This is a genomic window from Parabacteroides gordonii MS-1 = DSM 23371, assembly GCF_000969825.1.
Lineage (GTDB): Bacteria > Bacteroidota > Bacteroidia > Bacteroidales > Tannerellaceae > Parabacteroides > Parabacteroides gordonii.
In genome coordinates this window covers 4074316-4094337 of record NZ_KQ033919.1, presented here as the reverse complement: position 1 = coordinate 4094337, position 20022 = coordinate 4074316, and the positions used below count along the sequence as shown (strand labels likewise).

The window sequence follows — 20022 nt, the reverse complement described above, 5'->3', positions numbered from 1 at the left end:
TCAACGATTTATATATCCAATCCGCTAATCCTCTTTCCATACCACAACACCTGCCGGCTCCAACACCCTACTACCTATTAATATTTTAGCACGAGAAGGGATTGCTATATTTTGAGTAATCGAAGTGTAATTCAAAGCCACATAAAATCCATCGCGCCATTCTTTCACAACCCCATAGGGAAGGTCATCGACAGTCACCTTCGCTTCTTCGTAGACACGGCGCATCACATCCTTTTCCAACTTTCCGTCATCCGTATCTGTTCCAATATAAGTAACAGTTCCCTTTCCCAGCTTATGGTGAACAACAGAAGCCGATCCTTTATAAAACTGATCTGCATAAGTAGCCCACACTTCCGTCCCCTTTTTCGGCGTGATAACATCAGCCCAATTGTTCCAATCGTACTTTTCCGTACCGAAATTCACCCCGCCTTGCAGACTTTCAGGCAAATGATCATAAAACAGGTTGTCTATTCCGGCTAAAAAATGAACAGGTGCAGCCAAAGGAGCCTCCCAGAGTTTACCATTCCGATCTTTTTGTCCCGTACGGCAAGTCAAAATCAAATGTCCTCCCTGTTCTGCATATTTCACCCATCGCTCCACCAACATGCTGTCCAGTAATTGATAAGCCGGTGCGATTAAAAAAGGATAACGGGAAAAGTCTTCTTTCTCGGATATAATATCGACAGGGGCAGCGAAGGTTTTCAACAGGTTATAATATTTATGAATATGCGACATCGTGTTCCATTGATCCGTTTGTTTCTGGAAATCTGTTTCCCAATAATTATTCATATCGAAAAGCATTCCGATGCGACGTGCCGCCAAATATTCCGGCATTTCGCTATCCGGATCATAAGCCATTCGTAACTGCTCCATTTCTCCAGCCACCTGCCGATACTCTTCACCTCCGGGAGATAAGGTAACCCCGTCTGTCATGACCATTCCGTAATGATACTGTTCGCTTCCTTTCAACGGTTGCCTGAAACGATAATTACATACGAATTTTCCTCCTCCGGCAAATACATGATATATCCACATACGAACAGCCCCCGGCATAGGTTGAGGATTGTAAACGCCCCAATTCACCTGCCCCGGTTGTAATTCCATAACTCCAAATGTTTTCCCAGCAAAATTTCGGAACTGATCATTCGGAAAACCGATATCTTCCGGAATTCCCAGCCGAAATCCCAGTTTTCCTATTCCCTTTTTATGGCCTGTTACTAAATAACGTGTATAAGTCGTAAAGTCCAAATGGTCCATCCGCACAGGATCCACAGGATTAAAGACCGGTATCAAATTGGTCGTTATCCATTGTTTTTCACTAATATTTTTATGTAAAACATCCGCTTGCATATTAACAAATCCGGCTAACTCGTCTGCCATAAACCGATTCATATCAAGCATGGCATGCGGATTCGGTTTCTCCGGCAATTCCTGTTGATTCGGTAAACGGATCTGGTCAAAATGCTGGTAGCTTTCACTCCAGAAAGTATTCCCCCAGGTTGCATTCAACTGATCTATGGTTTTATACTTCCGACGGAGCCAAAGACGAAATTTCTGTTGAGCATTCTCGCTATAATCGACTAAACCATAGTGTCCCGGCTCATTATCGATTTGCCAACCTATAACTGTCGGATTTTTACCATAACGTTCCGCCAGCTTCGTGACTATATTTTTCACAAAATCACAATAACGTTCGCTACTCCATGATGCATGCTGCCGACGTCCGTGTTGAATATTTACTCCATTATCCCTCCGGATAAGAATATCCGGATATTTTTTCGACAGCCAAACCGGAGGTGTCGGACTCGGTGTACACATTATCACTTTTAATCCATATTTTCCTGCCAAGGCAACTGCACGATCCAACCATTCAAAATCGTATATACCTTCTTCCGGTTCCAGTGTTCCCCAGGCAAATTCAGCAAAATGGGTAAACCGGATTCCTATTTCCGACATTTTTTTCAGATCTCTCTCCCACTGGGAAGAATCCCATTGCTCCGGATAATAATAGGAACCTAAAGCAAACATATTCTCTTTAGGAAAAGATATTTCAACCGGTGATTGGGCATAAACCCGCCAACACAAACACAGAGATAATAATAAAATCAGTTTTTTCATTTTTCATTAATTACATATTCAACTCCTTTATAAATCACCAGTAAACTTGCCGGGGCATAGCCGAAGGGCCGTCTGTATGCAATTTACCTTCTTCATCAAAAAATAATCGGTCCATACATACAACCCGATCCCAGTTCGGCTTTTGACAAGACGCATCGGCATGGCGATGGTAAATGATATAAAGGTCTCCATCCGGAGCTTCCACTACTGAGTTGTGCCCCGGTGCTGAAATACCATTTGATATGTCGGTAGCCAGTAGCGGGTTATCTCCACTTTTCGTCCAGGGTCCCAACGGATTGTCTGCATAAGAGACTCCTACTCCGTACGACTCATATCCCGTATCATTTGCGGAATAAGTCATATAATAAGTCCCGTTTCTCTTAAATACATAAGCGCCTTCGTTACACCTGTTCCTGCCCCAGTTTACTTTCTCCCAGGGCTGAGAAGCACCGGAAATAAAAACGGGCTCGCCAACAAAACCGGAAAGATCATCTTTCAGTTTTGCACCGTAAAGTTCACCCGTAGCTAAAGTATCCTGCATGCCGTTTTTGCTGAAATAGACATAAGGGGTTCCGTCATCATCCACAAATATGTCTGCATCGATGGCCGAATATCCCAAATCGAACCAGGGAGTATGGAGGTCAACAAAAGGTCCGCCTGGGTTTTCGCTGACAGCCAGACAGGTTAGCATACGGTCATATTCTTTCACATAACAACTATACGTCATATAAAACTTTCCTTTGTAGTATTCCACCTCAGGCGCCCAAAAACCAAAACTACCGATATGATTCTCCGGCTTGCGATACAAAAGTCCTTTATATTCCCACGTGATCAGATCGGAAGAGGTGTAACAAACAAAACCTTCTCCTTCCGACAAAGTGCTCGTACCGGTCAGATAATATAAATTCCCTGCCTTATAAACAAATGGATCAGCCACATACACGTAAGTGCTGTCTGTCGTTCTCAAAGGATTCGTATAGGTTCTTTCTTTTTTGATGCAAGAGAGTAAAGGTATAATTTCGGACTCTTCTTTTATCTCATAATCTGACAAAGAATAGCGGGTTTCCTTAGAAGGAGTAGGCATAAACAAGCCTGTCCCTAACAGGTCACTGACAACAGGAGATATTTGACTTCCTTCTGATTTCACCAATAATATACAATAAGAATCCTTAACCACATATCCAATTTCGAAAAATACAGTTTCCGAATCTTCCCTACAATAGCTTTTAATTAGAGGATCTTCTCCTTTCCTGAAAAAAAGATCCAACTCGACAGCGCAATCTTTCGAAAGATCGAGTCTCAATAAACTATGCTCCCCGGATGCCAAAATTGCACCTACAGGCATCCATTCGCCAGCAATAACAGATTGATTTTCCGGCAACACAACATCATGTCTTCTTCCTCTCACCCGTTGTGCCAAAGAAACATCCAATGTGTTCAATAACCGGGAATTTCTTAACGCACAATTTACAAATGAAAAATTGCCTTCAATATCCTCACTTATAAGAGAGGGGTTTATATCGAATATTTTATACCCTTTATTTGCCACTTCAATAATACTATTAGAAACTTTTACCTGAAATGGTGTCATGGAAGACGAATCTTTATAAAGAAAGGATGTTCCGAAATTTTTCAAATAAGAATAAAATATATTTTTATCCAGAATCAAAGTAGGATTCTTATCTGCTTCAATGACTATCGATTTGTCGATTGTATCATAATAAATCTCATTAAAAACAAAAAAGCCATCACTTTCCACACGTATACCTTCCGTCCGACGATAATTATCAGTACCAAGATCCAAACCTCCTCCTGTATGCATAGAAAGAATATGTACATTATTCAATATATGTCCAGCCGATTTTGTAACGAGACCATATTTTGTACCATATATAAACGTATTGGAAATTTTACAGTCACAACAAGAATGATCAATATAGATACCATAGACTTCTTCGTTGGAAGAAATTCCTTGTATGGTGATATTGTCAATTTTAGTATCGCTACTTCCAGTTCCTTTAAAATCATCTGAGACACAAATTCTGATATGGGTTTTACGTCCTTTAAACAAACTGATATACTTTAAAGACACTAATTGTTTTAAGCCATTCACCATGATACCGTTGTCAACATTAGAACAATCGAACATGCCTCCTTCTATATAAGAAAAACGTCGATGAGTGACATCCGGTGTCGACATTTCAGAATAACCGACTTTCAGCAAAGCATCTAATCTAAAATCACTTTTGATTAACGCATTTTTATCAAATACGATATTAACATTTTTCGTATAATCGAACGGTAATACGATCGGTTCCGACAAATTATAAGTTCCTGCGGGAAAATATAACGTTTTTCCATAACTATCCTTTACCAACCGATTAAGTTCTGCACCAATAACCGAACCGTCATTTTTGATTCCGAACCGAATAACAGAAATAATATCATTTTTTATCCCGATATTTTCCATTCCCCAAAGTTGTATGGAGAAACCCAAAAGAAAAAATAATAAAAAAAAGGAATTCCCTGCTTTTTTTATCATGATGATTAAACTTTGTATTTAAATAATGGAGGAGTACCTCTAAATAAGTTTTAAACAAAATAGCAGAAGAACAAAAGAATTATAATAACAAACAAATGCCTCTGATGTATCTTCTGTTCTTCTGCCTAAAAATAAATGTTCACTTCATCGCAAACGATCTATTCTTCTTTCCTCAACAAACATTTATTCATATCCGGGATTGTTTTTAACAATACCTCCTGATTCGATAATGACCTTCGGCGGAATCGGGAACAAAGTCATATAATCCTTGGCCGGATATCCCTTACTCAAGCCATATTCAATATATTTGCCAAAACGGATCATATCCTGACGTCTCCAACCTTCAAAATAAAGTTCACGTCCACGTTCAGCCAACAGGAACTCCTTAAACTTATCCTTGCTTGTCCGAATATCTGCCGGAATCGTATGCGTGACGCCCGAACGGTCGGTAATCTGCTTCAAATATCCCAAAGCCTTATCGGTCGGTCCGTTCAACTCATTTTCAATCTCTGCCAATGATAAAATGACATCTGCATAACGGCAAACCACCAACGGTATATTACCGGCTTGCGTCTGTTCCTTCGGCAACAGATACTTGACGATAACTGCACCATACGGCAAACGCTCTCCCTGATTGCCTTCACGCGAATACAAAGTTCCGTCCGTACCGATATAGCGGTCAGCAATACCAGCCAAACGCTTGTCTTCTTTCGCATACGTATCGTAAAACTCCCACGGCATCAACGTCACCCCCCAGTAAGGCGCAACCTTTATCCCGCAAACCTCGGCACAAGAAGGAGGAATCATATAAAAAAACCATTCGTTCCCCATCTGCTGCCCACTCGGAACCGACCATATGTTTTCATTATTGTGCTCTTCGCTGAACACTTTGCTGTAATCGTCGGACAGCGTATATCCCATCTGTGTCAGGCTTTCGGCATACGGGAGTGCCTTATCGTACTGGTGATCGTTCATATATAACTTCATCAGCAGCATGGCAGCAACCCCTTTGTTCACCCGTCCCCAGTTTTCTGTATTATTGGTCTTGTCATACAGATACGGGAGTGCTTCCGTCAGGTCCTTGACCATCTGGTTGAAGTATTCTTCTTTCGAAGGACGCGGTTCATATACGATATTGTCGATTTTGGCCGGATCGGTAACAACCGGTATCGGTCCATACATATCGTAAAAGCAAAACATCATCCAGGCTCTCAAACATTTCGTCTCGGCCATCAGTTCATTCTTCACGTCCTTATCCATATCCGTCAGTTTGCTGAAAACATCCAGTATATAAGTTGCACGCGTAATATTACGACTTACCGCATAAGTCGAATAGGTATCGAACGCGCTACCCCAATTGAAGTGGATTTCCTGATGTTCGATATTAAAGATTTCATCGGTCGTCATCTCTGATAGCCCGATCCATCCGCCATAACCGGTCGTGAAGAGCGGCCAAACCCAGGCACCGTTGCTATTATCATTCACCGCACCCGAATTACATTTAAAATAGGCATACAACCCAGTCAACATAGAGCGCGCATCCTCTTCCGTTTTCGGAAAGTTCGTTTCCGAAAACGAAGAGTAAACCTTAGAATCCAAATCGCACGAATTAAACCATGCGGTCATGCACAAAGCCAATAAAAAAGCTATTATTTTCGTTTTCATGATTCATTCAAATTAAATTAAAAAGTAATATCGACACCTAAAACGACTGTAAACGGAATGGGGAGCGGAGACGCGTTTTGCTCCATTTCCGGATCCAGTCCCTCGTAATTCGTCAACAACAATGTATTCTGCAAATCCAGATAAACCGAAGCATTCGAAGCAATCTTGCTCTTTTTCATCCAATCTTTCGGCAACAAATAAGTCACTTTGATATTCTTAAAGCGCCAATAATGCGTGTTCTGCAAAGAAAAATCATCGGTTCCCGACTTATTGCTGTTTGCTGCCGCATTAGGTGCAATACCTGGCCACCAACCCGATGTATTAAACGAAGTCCAGACTTCCTTATACCGATAACTCGTATTGATCTTGCTGTCGCACAAACCACGATGTATCCACTGGTCATACGTTTTTCGTCCCAACACCCCATAGGTATCGAGATCGACCATCACATTTTTGATCCGGAAACTCGTACCCAAGCCGAAATGCATCTTAGGCTCATTGTTACCCAGCTTCACGATATCGTCATCATTTAGTACACCGTCACCGTTGATATCGACAAATTTCTTGTTTCCGGCATAAGAATCCGGTTGAAGAACCTTACCATTGGAAGTATATTGTTGTACCTCCTCTGGCGACTGGAAAATACCGTTTGTCTTCCAACCGTAAATCGGACTCAAATCATCCTTCTCCTTAATCCAAGGGGCAATGTCTACTTCCGGATTCCGTTCCACCCAGTATGAATGGTTGTGACTCATGTTCAGATAAGCCGTCCAGTCGAAGTTTTTCTTCTCCATAATCACCCCTTTCAGGCCGATTTCAAATCCGGTACTTCGTGTCGAGCCGATGTTCTTTGCCAAAGTAGCCACCATATCAGTCGCAGGCAAAGATGTAAAATCAAGCAAATCCTTCGCCGTACGTACATAATAATCGAAACTACCGCTCAAACGATCATTGAACAATCCGAAATCCAACCCGGCATTAACCGTCACATCCGTTTCCCATTTCAAGTCTTTGTTTCCTTTCTGCTTCTGAACGATTCCCTTATGTAAAAGCCCATTGTAATAATAGAATGCACCGGTCGCCATGCCATAAGTCGTCAGGCTATAGTTTCCACCCGTCAAAATACTTTCATTACCGGAAGTACCGATACCGGCTCTCACTTTCAGGAAATCTACCACCTTCTGCTGTTTCATAAAATTCTCTTCCGAAACAGTCCATGCTGCAGAAACACCCGGGAACCATCCCCATTTGTGATTGGCAGCAAATACGGAAGAACCATCGTTACGTAATGTACCACCAATCGTGTACCGATCTTTGAACGTATAATTGAAACGTCCGAAATAAGACAATTTGTTCCGTTCCCATCTCCCCGAGTTGTAAGTCGTTTCATCTACATCAGACGACAATTCCAGATAATTGTTTTCAAGTGCATCTGACGGGAAATTAAAGACGGTAACAGAATAATTGTTGCCGGATGTCACATAATATCCCGTACCGAGCACAACATTCAAACGGTGATCCCGTCCGAACTGTTTGTCGTAGCTCAAATATTCTTCGATACCATAATTATTATTGTATGCGTTAGAATAACCACCGAAGTTACGCTGTGTCTGTTGAGGTAAAATCGATTTAGTCGGTGAGAATACATCACGATTTTCGTCTGTCTTATCGACAGAAATCTGCATATTCGCTTTTAATTCCGGTAAAATTCTGATTTCCAGATTCGGAGCAAACATCAAACGTTTGGTCGTTGTCTTGTCTCTCATATAGCTCCAGGCCAACGGATTCGCCGTCATCGCATTTTCAGGCAATGTCAGGTTGCCGTTTTCATCCTCCAACGGAAGGCGCGGAGAAAAATATAAGGCTGCATTCGTTTGGTTCGCCTCATTGGCATTAGCTCTCCAATGCCCCGAAGACGGGTTGTTCGCGCTCAAGAGCGAATACATACTTGCCACATTCAATTTCAAATATTTGCTGAAATCAGCCTCCACATTGATACGTCCGCTGAAACGTTCCAGATCGTTCGTTTTCATAACCGACTTATGATCGTAGTAATTGAAGGAGGCGTAGACTTTAAACCGCTCGCTACCAGCATTGAAAGAAACGTTGTGATTATGGATCAGGCCGGTACGGCTTATTTCGTCAAAATGATCATACGACTCGGTCTGCTTCAACTGATTCTCATCATACAACACAGCCCAACCGGAAGCAGGAGCTGGTGTCGGACCATACGGATAATACTTATTGATATACAGCCATTGCTCTTTCATGCCTAAATTTGCCACGTTCATGAAATCCTGAGCATTCAGCATGTCGAAATACTTATTTACGCCTTGTACAGAGAATGAACCGCTGTATGTCACTTTCGGACGTCCGCTCTGCCCTTTCTTCGTCGTAATTAAAATCACGCCGTTTGCAGCCGACGAACCATAAATGGCCGTAGCACTCGCATCCTTCAAAACATCGATCGAAGCAATATCGTTAGGGTTCAATGTTGCCAAAGGACTACGGTCCGAACCATCTCTCAAAGCCGTACCTAACAAGCCGGACGGCCCGACCTTTGACGCTTTGTTTGATTCGGAACTGATAATCACTCCGTCGATCACATACAACGGGCTGTTAGAACCATTCGGAGAAAGTGCACCTCGAATATTAACAGACATGCCTGACCCCGGTTGTGCGGAATTTTGTGTGATACTCAAACCTGCTACTTTCCCTTGTAACAAATTATCTGCACTTACGGCATTCGGAGCTTCCAATTCTTTGGCTTTAACAGAAGAAATTGCGCCCGTTACCGTCTTTTTCAATTGTGAACCGTAACCAACAACTACCACTTCGTCCAATACCTCCATATCCTCATCAAGAGTAACCGACAGAGATTGTTGGTTGCCAACCTTTACTTCAATTGCCCGATATCCAACAAAAGATATGGCCAATACTGCATTCGAAGAGACTCTCAGAGTAAACCGACCTTCTGCATCCGTGATGATACCATTCGTCGTTCCCTTCTCCATGACATTGGCACCTATTACCGGTTCGCCTTTCCGATCTTTCACTACTCCGGAAATAACGCGACCAGTCTGTTGATCTTTTTCAGATTTTGTTAAAGGCGACAAGATGATGTAGTTATCAGAGAGTTCATATTTCAAATTCCTCCCATGTAAGGCTTCATTCAATAATTCATCAACTTTCGCTTTTTTCCTATTCAACGAAATATCAAAGTTTGATTTGATTTCACTCGTACTATAAATAATCAGATAATCAGTCTGCTGCTCGATTTCTTTAAATAATTCTTCTATTGATAAGTTTTCAGACTGAAGGTTTACAACTTTATTTTGTGCCTCACCGTTGAAAGCAAATAACTGTGAAACGAAAATAAACATACATAAAAAGGTCATCTTCATAATCCTGAATGCTTTTTTGATTAATTTAGGGCATAACTTATGCGTTAACAAAGGATTTATTTTCATATCTTTGTTTTGTTAAGTAAATACTATTTTTTTTGATCACAAATGGGTTTGCTTTTCGCTAAATCGGTAGATACGCCAATATCTGCCGATTTTTTTAATTTGTCATGGACTCATACATATTACATTTAAAGGTTAATACTTTTTTTTACTTACTCAGAACGATCTGATTCAACTCATCATCTTTTTTAATATTAAATTTATGTATCCGCTGGATCAACCGGAGTATTTCCAGCACGCCATCCCTTTGACGGAATTTTCCGACATATTCATAATTTAATATTTCCGGGTCTTTCACAATTATTTTTACATCATAATATAATTCGAGTTTCTTTATAATGCTTCCTAACTTTTGCCTTTTAAATGTATAAATACCTTGGCGCCACAACAACTCATCCGGATCCTTCGTCGACAGTTCCAGCCGTTTCCCTTTCTGAACCAGATACTGTTCCGGAGAAAGTACAACTCCTTCCGACTCTAAAGACGGGAAATAAGCCTTCACAGACCCTTGCTGAAGATAAACACCGGTATAGTCACTCCCCGGGTAACAGAACACATTGAACTGAGTACCCAAAGCCTTTACATCGATCGTTCCGGTAGAAACAATAAAAGGTACTTTTTCGTTTTTAGCCACATCAAAAAATCCTTCCCCCGATAAAAAAACCTTCCGCTCCTTTTCAAAAAAAGAAGGATAAGATAATTTCGAACCGGCATTCAGCCACACTTTCGTTCCGTCAGGCAACGTCAGTTCCGCACGTTGTCCGGGCGGCACCACTAGCTCCTGCTGAAATGCGATCAGTTCCTGTTGTCTTGAAAGATTTCCTGCAAAATAATAAGACGCCAACATCCAGGCAGACACAAAGGCGATCACTAGTATTGCTGCATACCGGCTAAACGAGATCAGCCAAACTCTTCTTTTCCGGGAATTTACCAGTCTTCTAAAGCCAGCATAGCTTTCAGAGCCCTGCTGCGCATCTATTTTTTCCGGAACCAATTCCAACAGACTATGCAAGTGCTGATAACCTATTATTTGAGATTTCAGTTCAGGTTTATTATAAGCTTCTTTTAAAAGCTGGTCCTGTTCCTGCTTCGGTAATACTCCCTGACAATATTTTATGATTCTTTCATCCATTATTCACTGTTCTTTATATAGTAAACGAACAGAAAAAATAATCCCCCTAAAAACAATCGGACTTTTTTTCAATTTTCTCAAGAAGATAAAAGGAATAAGAGTAAGGGTAAGTAGTTTTTTAATTCTTCTCTTAGCTTTTTATAAGCAATAGTCATTTGACATTCAATGGTTTTTACAGAAACACCCAGTTCTTCCGCTATTTCCTTTTGCTTCTTTCCCTCTATTTTACTCATCACAAAAATCTCCCGGCACCTTTCGGGTAATGACTCAAGAGCTTTTTCAATTATGTTTTTTATATTATCTTCTGAGAGTCCCTCCAGATTAAAAGCTTCCAACGAATCAAATTTCATACGGAAAGACAAATCAAACTCTTCCTGCATTTTAGCAGCAGCTTCCTGCTCTAGTAGTTTGCGCCGCAGATAATCAATGCACCTGTTTTTTACAGACGTGAACAAATAGGCTATTACATTTATATGGAAATCAAGCGAATCTCTCTTTTGATAGAAATCAAGAAAAACATCTTGTGTAATGTTCTCCGCCTCTTCTTCAGAAAGGACATAGTCGCGTGCAAAGTGCTTAACACGCGAGTACCATGTTATATAAAAATTCTCGAAATCCATTTATCTGTTCAATATCTCACAACAACCGCTTTATTGTAAACAAAATTAAACAAAAACACTGGATATGCAATACTGTATTTCTTTAAAACTTATATCCAATCGTTACGAACGCAGATAAATTTTTAAGAGCATTATCTTCAAGCTCTTTCATATCTATTAGATCGGAAAATCCGTCATGTATCTTAACCAGCCCCAATTGTCCTTCCAAGCCCACCACAATTCTCCGGTACTCATAGGCAATTCCCAATCCGACCCCGGCGTCAAAGCGTTTGCACCCCATATTCCCATCGGTTATACTGCCAAAAGTATTGAGTTTATATTTTTGATGAACTTTCTGAAGACCTGTACTACTCGGAATCGGCAACCATACATCGACCGACGTTTTGCCTCCTACTCCATAAGACATATAAGGACCTCCTGAAATAACCAGATTAGATGTTTCCGTAAGATGTAAGCGGGCCGACAACATAACAGGCAATTCTAGGTAAAGCATATTCACCGTAGCCTTTCCCAAATCTTTTCCATCTTCATTAGCTCCCTTTGAAGCAAAATTCAGAAATGATTGTAACGCCCAAGTCTTATTAAAACCATATTCCATACCAACACCCACCTTATAAGCGAATTTAGCATTTTCTTCTGTATTCTTACCCCACATGCTCGCAATACCTGCTCCCGCCTTTACTTGAAAAGAAACAGGAGATTGAGCATAAGCTTTAGCACTCAAGATAATAAAAACAATACATACTCTTAAAACAAACTTCATATTCCGTCCAAACAATTCATTCATATTTATACTTCTTCTATTATAGACCTTGATTATAGAAACTAAATTAATAAAGTTATATTGTCCTATAGAACTGGTTCACCCTCAATTTGATCTATTTAGTATTCAAAATATCCCTTTATTCGAAAGACATAAACATCATCGAAACAAAATTGATATTTTATTTGAAGAAAAAAGACCTTTATACAAAAAATATTTATCTATTTGATTAGGTAAATTGATCCTTTTTGATTCTTCATTATCCAAAGAGGAATCTATTTCTATAAAATCCAACATCTTATCAGTAGGTAACAAAAAAGTATAATCTCCTTTTAATATTTCAAAACCAACCAAAGAATAATAATCAGAATATTTTCCTTTTGGTTGCAAAAAGACAAGATCATCTTTTAATGTACTTAATAAATCCTGACTTATCACATCATCATCAAGAGTATCACTCTCAAGTTTTTCATATATTAAAGTATCAAACAATGAGGCATAAACAGAATACAATGCATCATTCATAACTTCATTTTCTCGTTCACTAAAATAATCTACACTATCGGGCAAAACCTCCCATACATGATTATTGGGATACATACCTCCTATAAAGACATTCCATTTCACTACAGATGAATTTTCTTTACAAAAAGTATCTGCTTTATAACAAGTATTTCTTATCGATTGTGAAAAAGAAGGCAATGAGACTGTATTTTGATATACTTTAGGGAAATAAATATATTTATCGGACAAATTATTATATGTAATTTTTAAATAAGGAATACTATCTATTCCTTTATTTCGATATGAAAAACTTATACTTTTCATCCATTCTATAGATAGTTCAACAGAAAGTTGCTGTCCATAAGACTCAGTAGTCAGAAAAAGCGTTAATATAAATGCAAGCTGTTTTATCATGATTAAGATCAATATTTTAGTTATTAAAATATAACACTTAAAGTATCAGGAACAACATTTCCACAATATAACCTATATCCATTTTTCATACCAGGGAAACAATAGAACTTCTGATCAACCTCCATTATTGTAGCATTGCAAGGAATTTTATTATAGTAAAAGACATATTCACCATGTAATATCATAAATGCTACCAAATTAAAGCAATCTATCAAAGTTTCTCCAGGATTTAAAAACACATATCTTTCAGAATCATTCACTTCATCACTTGTGGACATATTATTTTTTGAGATATAGTTAAATCCATTTTTATAAGCTATATATCTCTGAATCATTTCCACACGCATATTGTAAAAGGAATTTGACTCTACCTCTTCAGCTTCTGTATATTCATTTATATCTAATGTATACCTAAATTGATCCACTTGAACATCATATTTCCCAGCACTACAACTTCCTGCGATTTTTTGTATTATAGCATTCAATCCATTTTTATAATAATCTATATTATTGGATGGGAACTCCCAAGATAAAATTAGCGGTAATTCGTTACATCCATAAATAGTCCTTGGTATATAAATTGAATCTTGTGTAAGATTCGAATACTTTACAAACAAATAGGGATGTGATATTGTATCATACTCTGCAGAAATACTTAATTTACTCTTAGACCATGACAAGGATAAATCTACTTTCACTTCTTGTGAAAGTAGACTTTGAACACTGAATAAAAATAATAATATATACGTTTTTTTTGTCATACTAAAATGGATATTTATATTTTGCTGTTGTAGTAAAGTTAAAATTACTCCAATTCATACTTTTAAATTCAACTGGATATTGAGTCATCATCGCTGGTATATCAGCCTTAAAACCATTAAACGACTTTCCACCTAAAGTTCCTTCATAACTATAAGCATGATATTCTACTAATTTATTAAACAAATCATTCTCAAATGTTTGTGCTAACTGTCCAGCTAATGCTGCATATTGAGATACATGAACAAATTCATGCCCCATCGTATAATACAAATTCTTTGCACTTATAAAAGCAATATCTTTATTAAAATACACATTAGACATTCCAGTAAATTTCCCAGATATTTTACCTTTTAATGGCATTGTTCGTGCCCCCGCTTCGTTTATCGCCATACTTTGCTGAATATCATCAGGAACATTTTCTACTGTAAATTTTTTCACATTTTCCATTGGAGCATCCTTAAACCAAGTTTCTTGTGCTTCTTTTAAAAATTTATCACTCACTGGAAGTTTTTCCTTTTCATTTATATTCAATTCTGCACAACCCTTTCGAAATGTCTCTAACTCTTTACCATGCCGATACATACCTTGAAGCCCTCCTATTATTCCACTAATAGCACCACTTATTCCGCCTCCTACAAAACCGGCCTTTAACCCTTGTCCAAAACCAGCTCCGGCAAGCCACGCATTACCAGCGCATCCAACAAAGCCACTACTGAAACCACCTGCCATACCTGATAAACTACCCTGAACAAAACCTAGAGATGTTATTGAACCCGCAACAGCACCACCAGCCCATGCACCCGCAGCTCCAGAAGCGGCTCCTACAAACAAGCCTTTAAACATATCCCCTGCCAATCCCCAACCACTCTTATCGCTGGAAACCATTGCACTACCCATGCCGATCCATCCACCAATAATTGCAGCAACGAGGATAAAGCTTTCACCATTAGGATCTTTATACGATAACGGATTATTCAACGCATATGAATATCCATTATAAGACTGTGTAAAATCAGGAACCTGGACTATTGGATCGGGACTTAAGAAACGACCTAACACCGGATCATACAAACGCGCATTCATATTAATCAAACCAAACATCTCCAAATGTTCATGCCCCGTAAAGCCACGATCAAATTTCATCTCCGGCAGATTCGTATAATTATTCCAGTTCGAAGCATCCCGTCTACGTCCCCAGGCATTAAAGTTCAGACGTTGCACTTCACTACCCGAAGCATTCGTTATCAACCAGGGAGAACCTAAATGGTCATTATGGAAATAATACATGCCAGCATCGGATGCACCTTCCGTATAAACAGCCGCTATTTCTCCGCCGGCGTAAATATAATAATTTTTACGGGTTATAGAACCTTTTTGGATTTCTTCATAAGGACCGCAATAGTATTTTGTAAATACAGTCGAGTTATTTTCTACATATTGACTTTTTATACGACTGTTTCCTCCATTATAAGATATTGTATAGATCTTATTGTTTTCTGTAATTCTAACAGGTAAACGTACGCTGTTATATGTTACTGACAAATTAGTATTATCCAACCCCATATTATTTCCGGGAGACACTTTGTTGACTGCATGTGGATGATTTGCAGCGTACTGATACGTTCCGGCATCCGATTTGAATGTAATGTTTCCATTTTCACTATACTCAACTCCAGACGTAAGTCGATTCATTCCGTCATAGGCAAAATACTCCCCCTGCGACTTATAGAAATCATGTCTGTTTTGAATATTTCCACGGGAATCAATATCACGATAAGCGACATTGAATAAAGTCGATGTCCCTTTTACTGCTTGAATAGAAGTTGGTATTCCGATAGTATTATAAGTAAAATTATTCTGTATACTATTGCCTGAATTTACCGACAAAATCTGTCCTTTTGCATTTGCGTCACTTTTCTGCCAGACTATCGTTGTACTCGGTTGCCAAATAATTTTATAAAGATCACCATTTGTATACTCATATTTAATTGACTTTGAGTTTGGATAAGTTATCGTTTCCAATTGTCCTTTATTATTGTAACTATACGAAAATCGGAAAGATTTGTTATCGACAGTTTCCGTCTTCGAGTCTAACCGACCATAAGTTCCATAAGTACAGGTTGTTTTCACACCACCATAAGCAATAGAACTCACCAGCCCTTTATATTTAGAATCATAAGTATAGGAAAAAGATTCCCCTGCTCCTCTTTTATACGTTTGAAGACGCCCGCTACCATCATATACATATTCTTCCGCTTCACCTCTGGCATCTGTTTGCTTTTTCAGATTACCCCAACCGTCATATTCATAAGTAATTGTACCGGCATTCGGATCTTTTAGTTCAGTTCGACGTCCTAATAGATCATACTTCATAGTAGAAGAGGTTGAACCACAGACAACTTTAACCGGATCCCCCGATGGTCCATAGGTATAAGTTATCTTACCGCCCGGATCTGTTACCGATTTTAACTTCCCGGCAGTATCAGTTTCCCGGACAGTGGTATAACCTTTAGTTCCATCATTAATCGTTGTTTGATTACCAGAATAACTATAGGCTATTGTACCCAAAGGTGTCACTAACTTACTTATTCTGCCATAATTATCATATTGACTGGTATGATATTGGATTGCAGACGAAGAGCTCCCTGAGAAATAAGGTTCGGAAACTTTTATCGCACGTCCCAATGCATCATACTCTGTTGTAGTATAAACTTCTTTATTTTGAAAATTCTTATGACTGGACTGGATCTCACGTCCTAGAACATCATACCAGGTTTTGATAATTTGACCGTCTCCTGTTGTTTCTGTACGAAGTACGACAGATTTCGAAGGGTTACCATTCGTCCATGTCCAATTTGTTGAAACCTTATTTGCCGATGCAGAACTCAAAGATTGCGTCTTTATTTTACCAAAACCATCATAAGTAAAAGTCGACTCGTCACCAGCTATATCCGTTTGAGAAGACAACAAACCAGAAACCGGATCATAAACAAAAGACTCCACTTGTCCCAAAACATCTGTATGAGTTTTAATAAAACGTCCTTTCTCATACGTATAAGATTCCACTCGTGAAGTGCTACCAACTTTTTTTGTCTTTGTTGCAACATTTCCATATCCATCATAAGTATAAGTTGTTATAGATTTATAGGAAGATTGATTCGGTTCTACTGTTTGTGTTTGCAACAAACCTGTTGTATTGTTATAAGCATACTCTACCGTATTAGTCTGCGAACTACCGTTCACTGTACTCGTACTCACACTTCGGGTCAATAACCCTATAATCCAATCCGTTGTGTTGTTGTCGTATGTATTTGTTACTTTTTGTACATCTCCATTACCATAAGTCGCAGTTTGCGCCAACAGATTTCCATAGTTATCATAAGAATAATTCGTTGTAACAGATTGAATGACTTTATTTGCCACCGGCTCATAAGTTTGTTCTGTTACAGATGTAGGTTGATAAACAAATGTACCATATACATCCGATGGCTTCGTTAAAGCATTGATATAATCCGTTTGCATCAATTTTCGATTCTGCGAAGTGTATACCTTTTCTATGCTCTTTACTGCTGCCTGATAATAGGTCTCTGAAAAATCCTGCGTAATTGTTGTCTTAACAGAAGTACTCAGGTCATTCATTATAGTTCTGGTAAAGCCCAAAAAACCGCGTCCCCGTTTAAAAACCTTCGCATTCTCATAGTTATATGCAATACTATTTGTCCCTCCAATGCCATTACTAATACTTACATTTGATACCAATTTGAATGGAGCAGTAAAAGACAGGCAATCATATCCGGAAACGGCTGCAGCTCCTCCTGTCGGAGAAGTTTTTGTATATATGGAAGGATCCGCCATTTTTTTATAAGAAACAGTTGTCACATTCCCATGAGAGTCTGTAGCCGATTTCAGTAAATTTGAAAATCCGGCATTTGACATATACAATTGATACCCTTTCCAGGAATTAGATGCAGATGTTACCAAAAAGCCTAACTTACCGTCACCTCTTGTATCTAAAGGGAAAAAGTTCCATTTATCAGATCCATATGTATTTACACTTGTATATTCTTTAAAGTTACGCCCATTATCATATCCAGTAAAACATCTGAGGGAACTCATATTATCCGAAGATTTATCAACGGCAAAAAAATCATCATTCCCATCACCATTCAAGTCACAGACATAAATATCTTTAGAAAAAGTATTGAACTTTTTTGGAAAAGAGTAACTCTTAAACCCGACACCTGTTGATAATAAAGTCTGCCACTCACCCCATTCCATATTATTCCAACCTGTCAATAATATATCTATTTTTCTGTCACCATTAAAATCTCCGAAGCTCATTTTATGATTCTTATTCGGAAAAGTTCCGGTTCTGCTTCTATGTAACGAACCAGCTCCGTTATTCTCCATATAATCATAACCGCCATCATGAAAATTAATAACTTCAGCCAATCCATCACCATTAAAATCCCATACTTCCACTTGATCCCAATTCATTTCTGAAAGGATAGGGCCTGTTTTAATTGTATTAAATGCAGTTAAAGTACCAGAAGAATAACCGGACATGCATATTTTGTAATCCTGAGAACCACTCTTATTTTTATAATACACAAATAAGTCCATTGCTCCATCCCCATTAAAATCTGCGACTCTCACACCATGCGGACGAGATTCAGTAGTTATGCACGGTCCGGCTGTAAATCCACTACCCGTACCATAATAAACAAAATAATTATAATAAGTAACAGATGCTTTATCTAGCTGATCCCCCAAGGTATCTGATACCGAAACTGAGTCAACTCCATCAAGACTATTAGCAACAGTCTCTCTGCATGCCAGAAAATCAGTAATGCCATCTCCATTATAATCGCCAGGAACCGGTTCCTTAAACCTTTCCGGAAGAGTCCCTGATCCGGAATAGGTTAGTTTATTACCATCTGTATCAGCCAAAAACAATCGCCAGCCAGTCCATCCGGCATCATCCATAGGTGTAGCCAAAAGGTCTGTTCTACCATCTCCATTGTAATCACCCAGAGAAATATAAGCTTTATTTATATAATTTGTAGCACTTGACGATTGGTCATATATAACTTGTTCATGTTTAAAATCCGTATTTTTATACCAATTGAACACTATTGGTTTAAGAGTTTCATTATCTAATCCGGTAACTGTAATTTTAGATAAAAGATAAGTAAAATCATTTGCGTCAAAATTATAAGTCATTGCATATTTTCGATACAAAGAGATCCCATAGTAAACACCTATCTCACTCAATAACTTACTTTCTTTAAATTCACTACCTACAATATAGTTCAAATTAACAGCATTATTACGATTTGAATAAACAAATTTCACAGAACAATAAGGTGCAGAGCCTTCATTTCCTGTATAATCTATTTGTTTTAAACGGATTTCTCCATTGCTATCATTCTTTTCATATATATATGTATAATAATTACCTATACGATCCTTTACTTTATTAAGCATCCAAAATGCAACCTGACCTTCATGAGGAGACTGAGCATATAATTTGGAATCTGAAGTATTACCATATTCCATAATTAAACCTTCTTTTGTCCTTACCTCAAAATGTGCAGAAGAAGTATTCGGTGAGATACATTTAATCTGCGAATAAGGATTCATTTCTGTACGATATTGCCCCATTGTTACATTATACATCAAACGATTGCCGTCAAGCATATAATTATCATTATTATTGAACTTTATATCGCTAATACTACCATTATGAAAAACAGTTGTATTGGCACGGGCAATAGAAGATATAGCTGATAACGAGAAACCTTTTCCCATGATACCATCTCCCGAAAAACTATTATAAACTATTGATATATCAGGTTTTAACCCTGATATACCAGGAGGTAAATCAACCGGAATATTATATGTAGCATTTCCAACAGGACCAATATCAAATGAACCGGATATATTCGAAGTATTCTGTGCCAGTCCCAATAAAGGAACGATTAATAATAATATATGGAATATGTATTTATTCATAATTTATGTCGATATAATTA

10 protein-coding genes are annotated in these 20022 nt (G+C 38.5%); all 10 read right to left on the bottom strand.

Going from position 1 to position 20022, the window contains the following annotated elements:
• Window positions 1-24: 24 nt before the first annotated feature.
• The 10 genes from HMPREF1536_RS15395 to HMPREF1536_RS15350 all read right to left on the bottom strand — a co-directional run bounded on the left by HMPREF1536_RS15395 (window position 25) and on the right by HMPREF1536_RS15350 (window position 20002).
• Complete coding sequence (locus HMPREF1536_RS15395; RefSeq protein ID WP_028726137.1) at window positions 25-2118, bottom strand: beta-galactosidase; 2094 nt, start codon at window positions 2116-2118, stop codon at window positions 25-27.
• Window positions 2119-2152: 34 nt separating this feature from the next.
• Complete coding sequence (locus tag HMPREF1536_RS15390; RefSeq protein WP_225607920.1) at window positions 2153-4588, bottom strand: family 43 glycosylhydrolase; 2436 nt, start codon at window positions 4586-4588, stop codon at window positions 2153-2155.
• Window positions 4589-4843: 255 nt separating this feature from the next.
• Complete coding sequence (locus HMPREF1536_RS15385) at window positions 4844-6325, bottom strand: RagB/SusD family nutrient uptake outer membrane protein (protein WP_010802308.1); 1482 nt, start codon at window positions 6323-6325, stop codon at window positions 4844-4846.
• Between the two features lie 17 nt (window positions 6326-6342).
• Window positions 6343-9729: a TonB-dependent receptor gene (locus HMPREF1536_RS15380; RefSeq protein ID WP_225607921.1), complete on the bottom strand. Its 3387-nt coding sequence runs from the start codon at window positions 9727-9729 to the stop codon at window positions 6343-6345.
• Window positions 9730-9940: 211 nt separating this feature from the next.
• Window positions 9941-10924, bottom strand: coding sequence for a FecR family protein (locus HMPREF1536_RS15375; protein ID WP_028726134.1), 984 nt, complete (start codon window positions 10922-10924; stop codon window positions 9941-9943).
• Window positions 10925-11001: 77 nt separating this feature from the next.
• Entirely contained in the window at window positions 11002-11544 is a 543-nt protein-coding gene (locus tag HMPREF1536_RS15370; RefSeq protein WP_028726133.1) for an RNA polymerase sigma-70 factor, read from the bottom strand.
• A gap of 82 nt (window positions 11545-11626) precedes the next feature.
• Entirely contained in the window at window positions 11627-12331 is a 705-nt protein-coding gene (locus HMPREF1536_RS15365; RefSeq protein ID WP_052349757.1) for a porin family protein, read from the bottom strand.
• A gap of 135 nt (window positions 12332-12466) precedes the next feature.
• Window positions 12467-13225, bottom strand: coding sequence for a hypothetical protein (locus HMPREF1536_RS15360; protein WP_028726131.1), 759 nt, complete (start codon window positions 13223-13225; stop codon window positions 12467-12469).
• Between the two features lie 23 nt (window positions 13226-13248).
• Window positions 13249-13986, bottom strand: coding sequence for a hypothetical protein (locus HMPREF1536_RS15355; protein ID WP_028726130.1), 738 nt, complete (start codon window positions 13984-13986; stop codon window positions 13249-13251).
• A 1-nt stretch (window position 13987) separates the two neighbouring features.
• Window positions 13988-20002 (bottom strand): FG-GAP-like repeat-containing protein, encoded by a 6015-nt coding sequence (locus tag HMPREF1536_RS15350; protein ID WP_081693235.1) that lies wholly within the window; start codon window positions 20000-20002, stop codon window positions 13988-13990.
• Between the last annotated feature and the right edge of the window lie 20 nt (window positions 20003-20022).

Coding starts and splice junctions, on each gene's coding strand:
- HMPREF1536_RS15370 (WP_028726133.1), bottom strand. CDS start 11,544: ATGGATTTCGAGAATTTTTATATAACATGGTACTCGCGTGTTAAGCAC.
- HMPREF1536_RS15380 (WP_225607921.1), bottom strand. CDS start 9,729: ATGAAGATGACCTTTTTATGTATGTTTATTTTCGTTTCACAGTTATTT.
- HMPREF1536_RS15350 (WP_081693235.1), bottom strand. CDS start 20,002: ATGAATAAATACATATTCCATATATTATTATTAATCGTTCCTTTATTG.
- HMPREF1536_RS15355 (WP_028726130.1), bottom strand. CDS start 13,986: ATGACAAAAAAAACGTATATATTATTATTTTTATTCAGTGTTCAAAGT.
- HMPREF1536_RS15395 (WP_028726137.1), bottom strand. CDS start 2,118: ATGAAAAAACTGATTTTATTATTATCTCTGTGTTTGTGTTGGCGGGTT.
- HMPREF1536_RS15385 (WP_010802308.1), bottom strand. CDS start 6,325: ATGAAAACGAAAATAATAGCTTTTTTATTGGCTTTGTGCATGACCGCA.
- HMPREF1536_RS15375 (WP_028726134.1), bottom strand. CDS start 10,924: ATGGATGAAAGAATCATAAAATATTGTCAGGGAGTATTACCGAAGCAG.
- HMPREF1536_RS15365 (WP_052349757.1), bottom strand. CDS start 12,331: ATGAATGAATTGTTTGGACGGAATATGAAGTTTGTTTTAAGAGTATGT.
- HMPREF1536_RS15360 (WP_028726131.1), bottom strand. CDS start 13,225: ATGATAAAACAGCTTGCATTTATATTAACGCTTTTTCTGACTACTGAG.
- HMPREF1536_RS15390 (WP_225607920.1), bottom strand. CDS start 4,588: ATGGAAAATATCGGGATAAAAAATGATATTATTTCTGTTATTCGGTTC.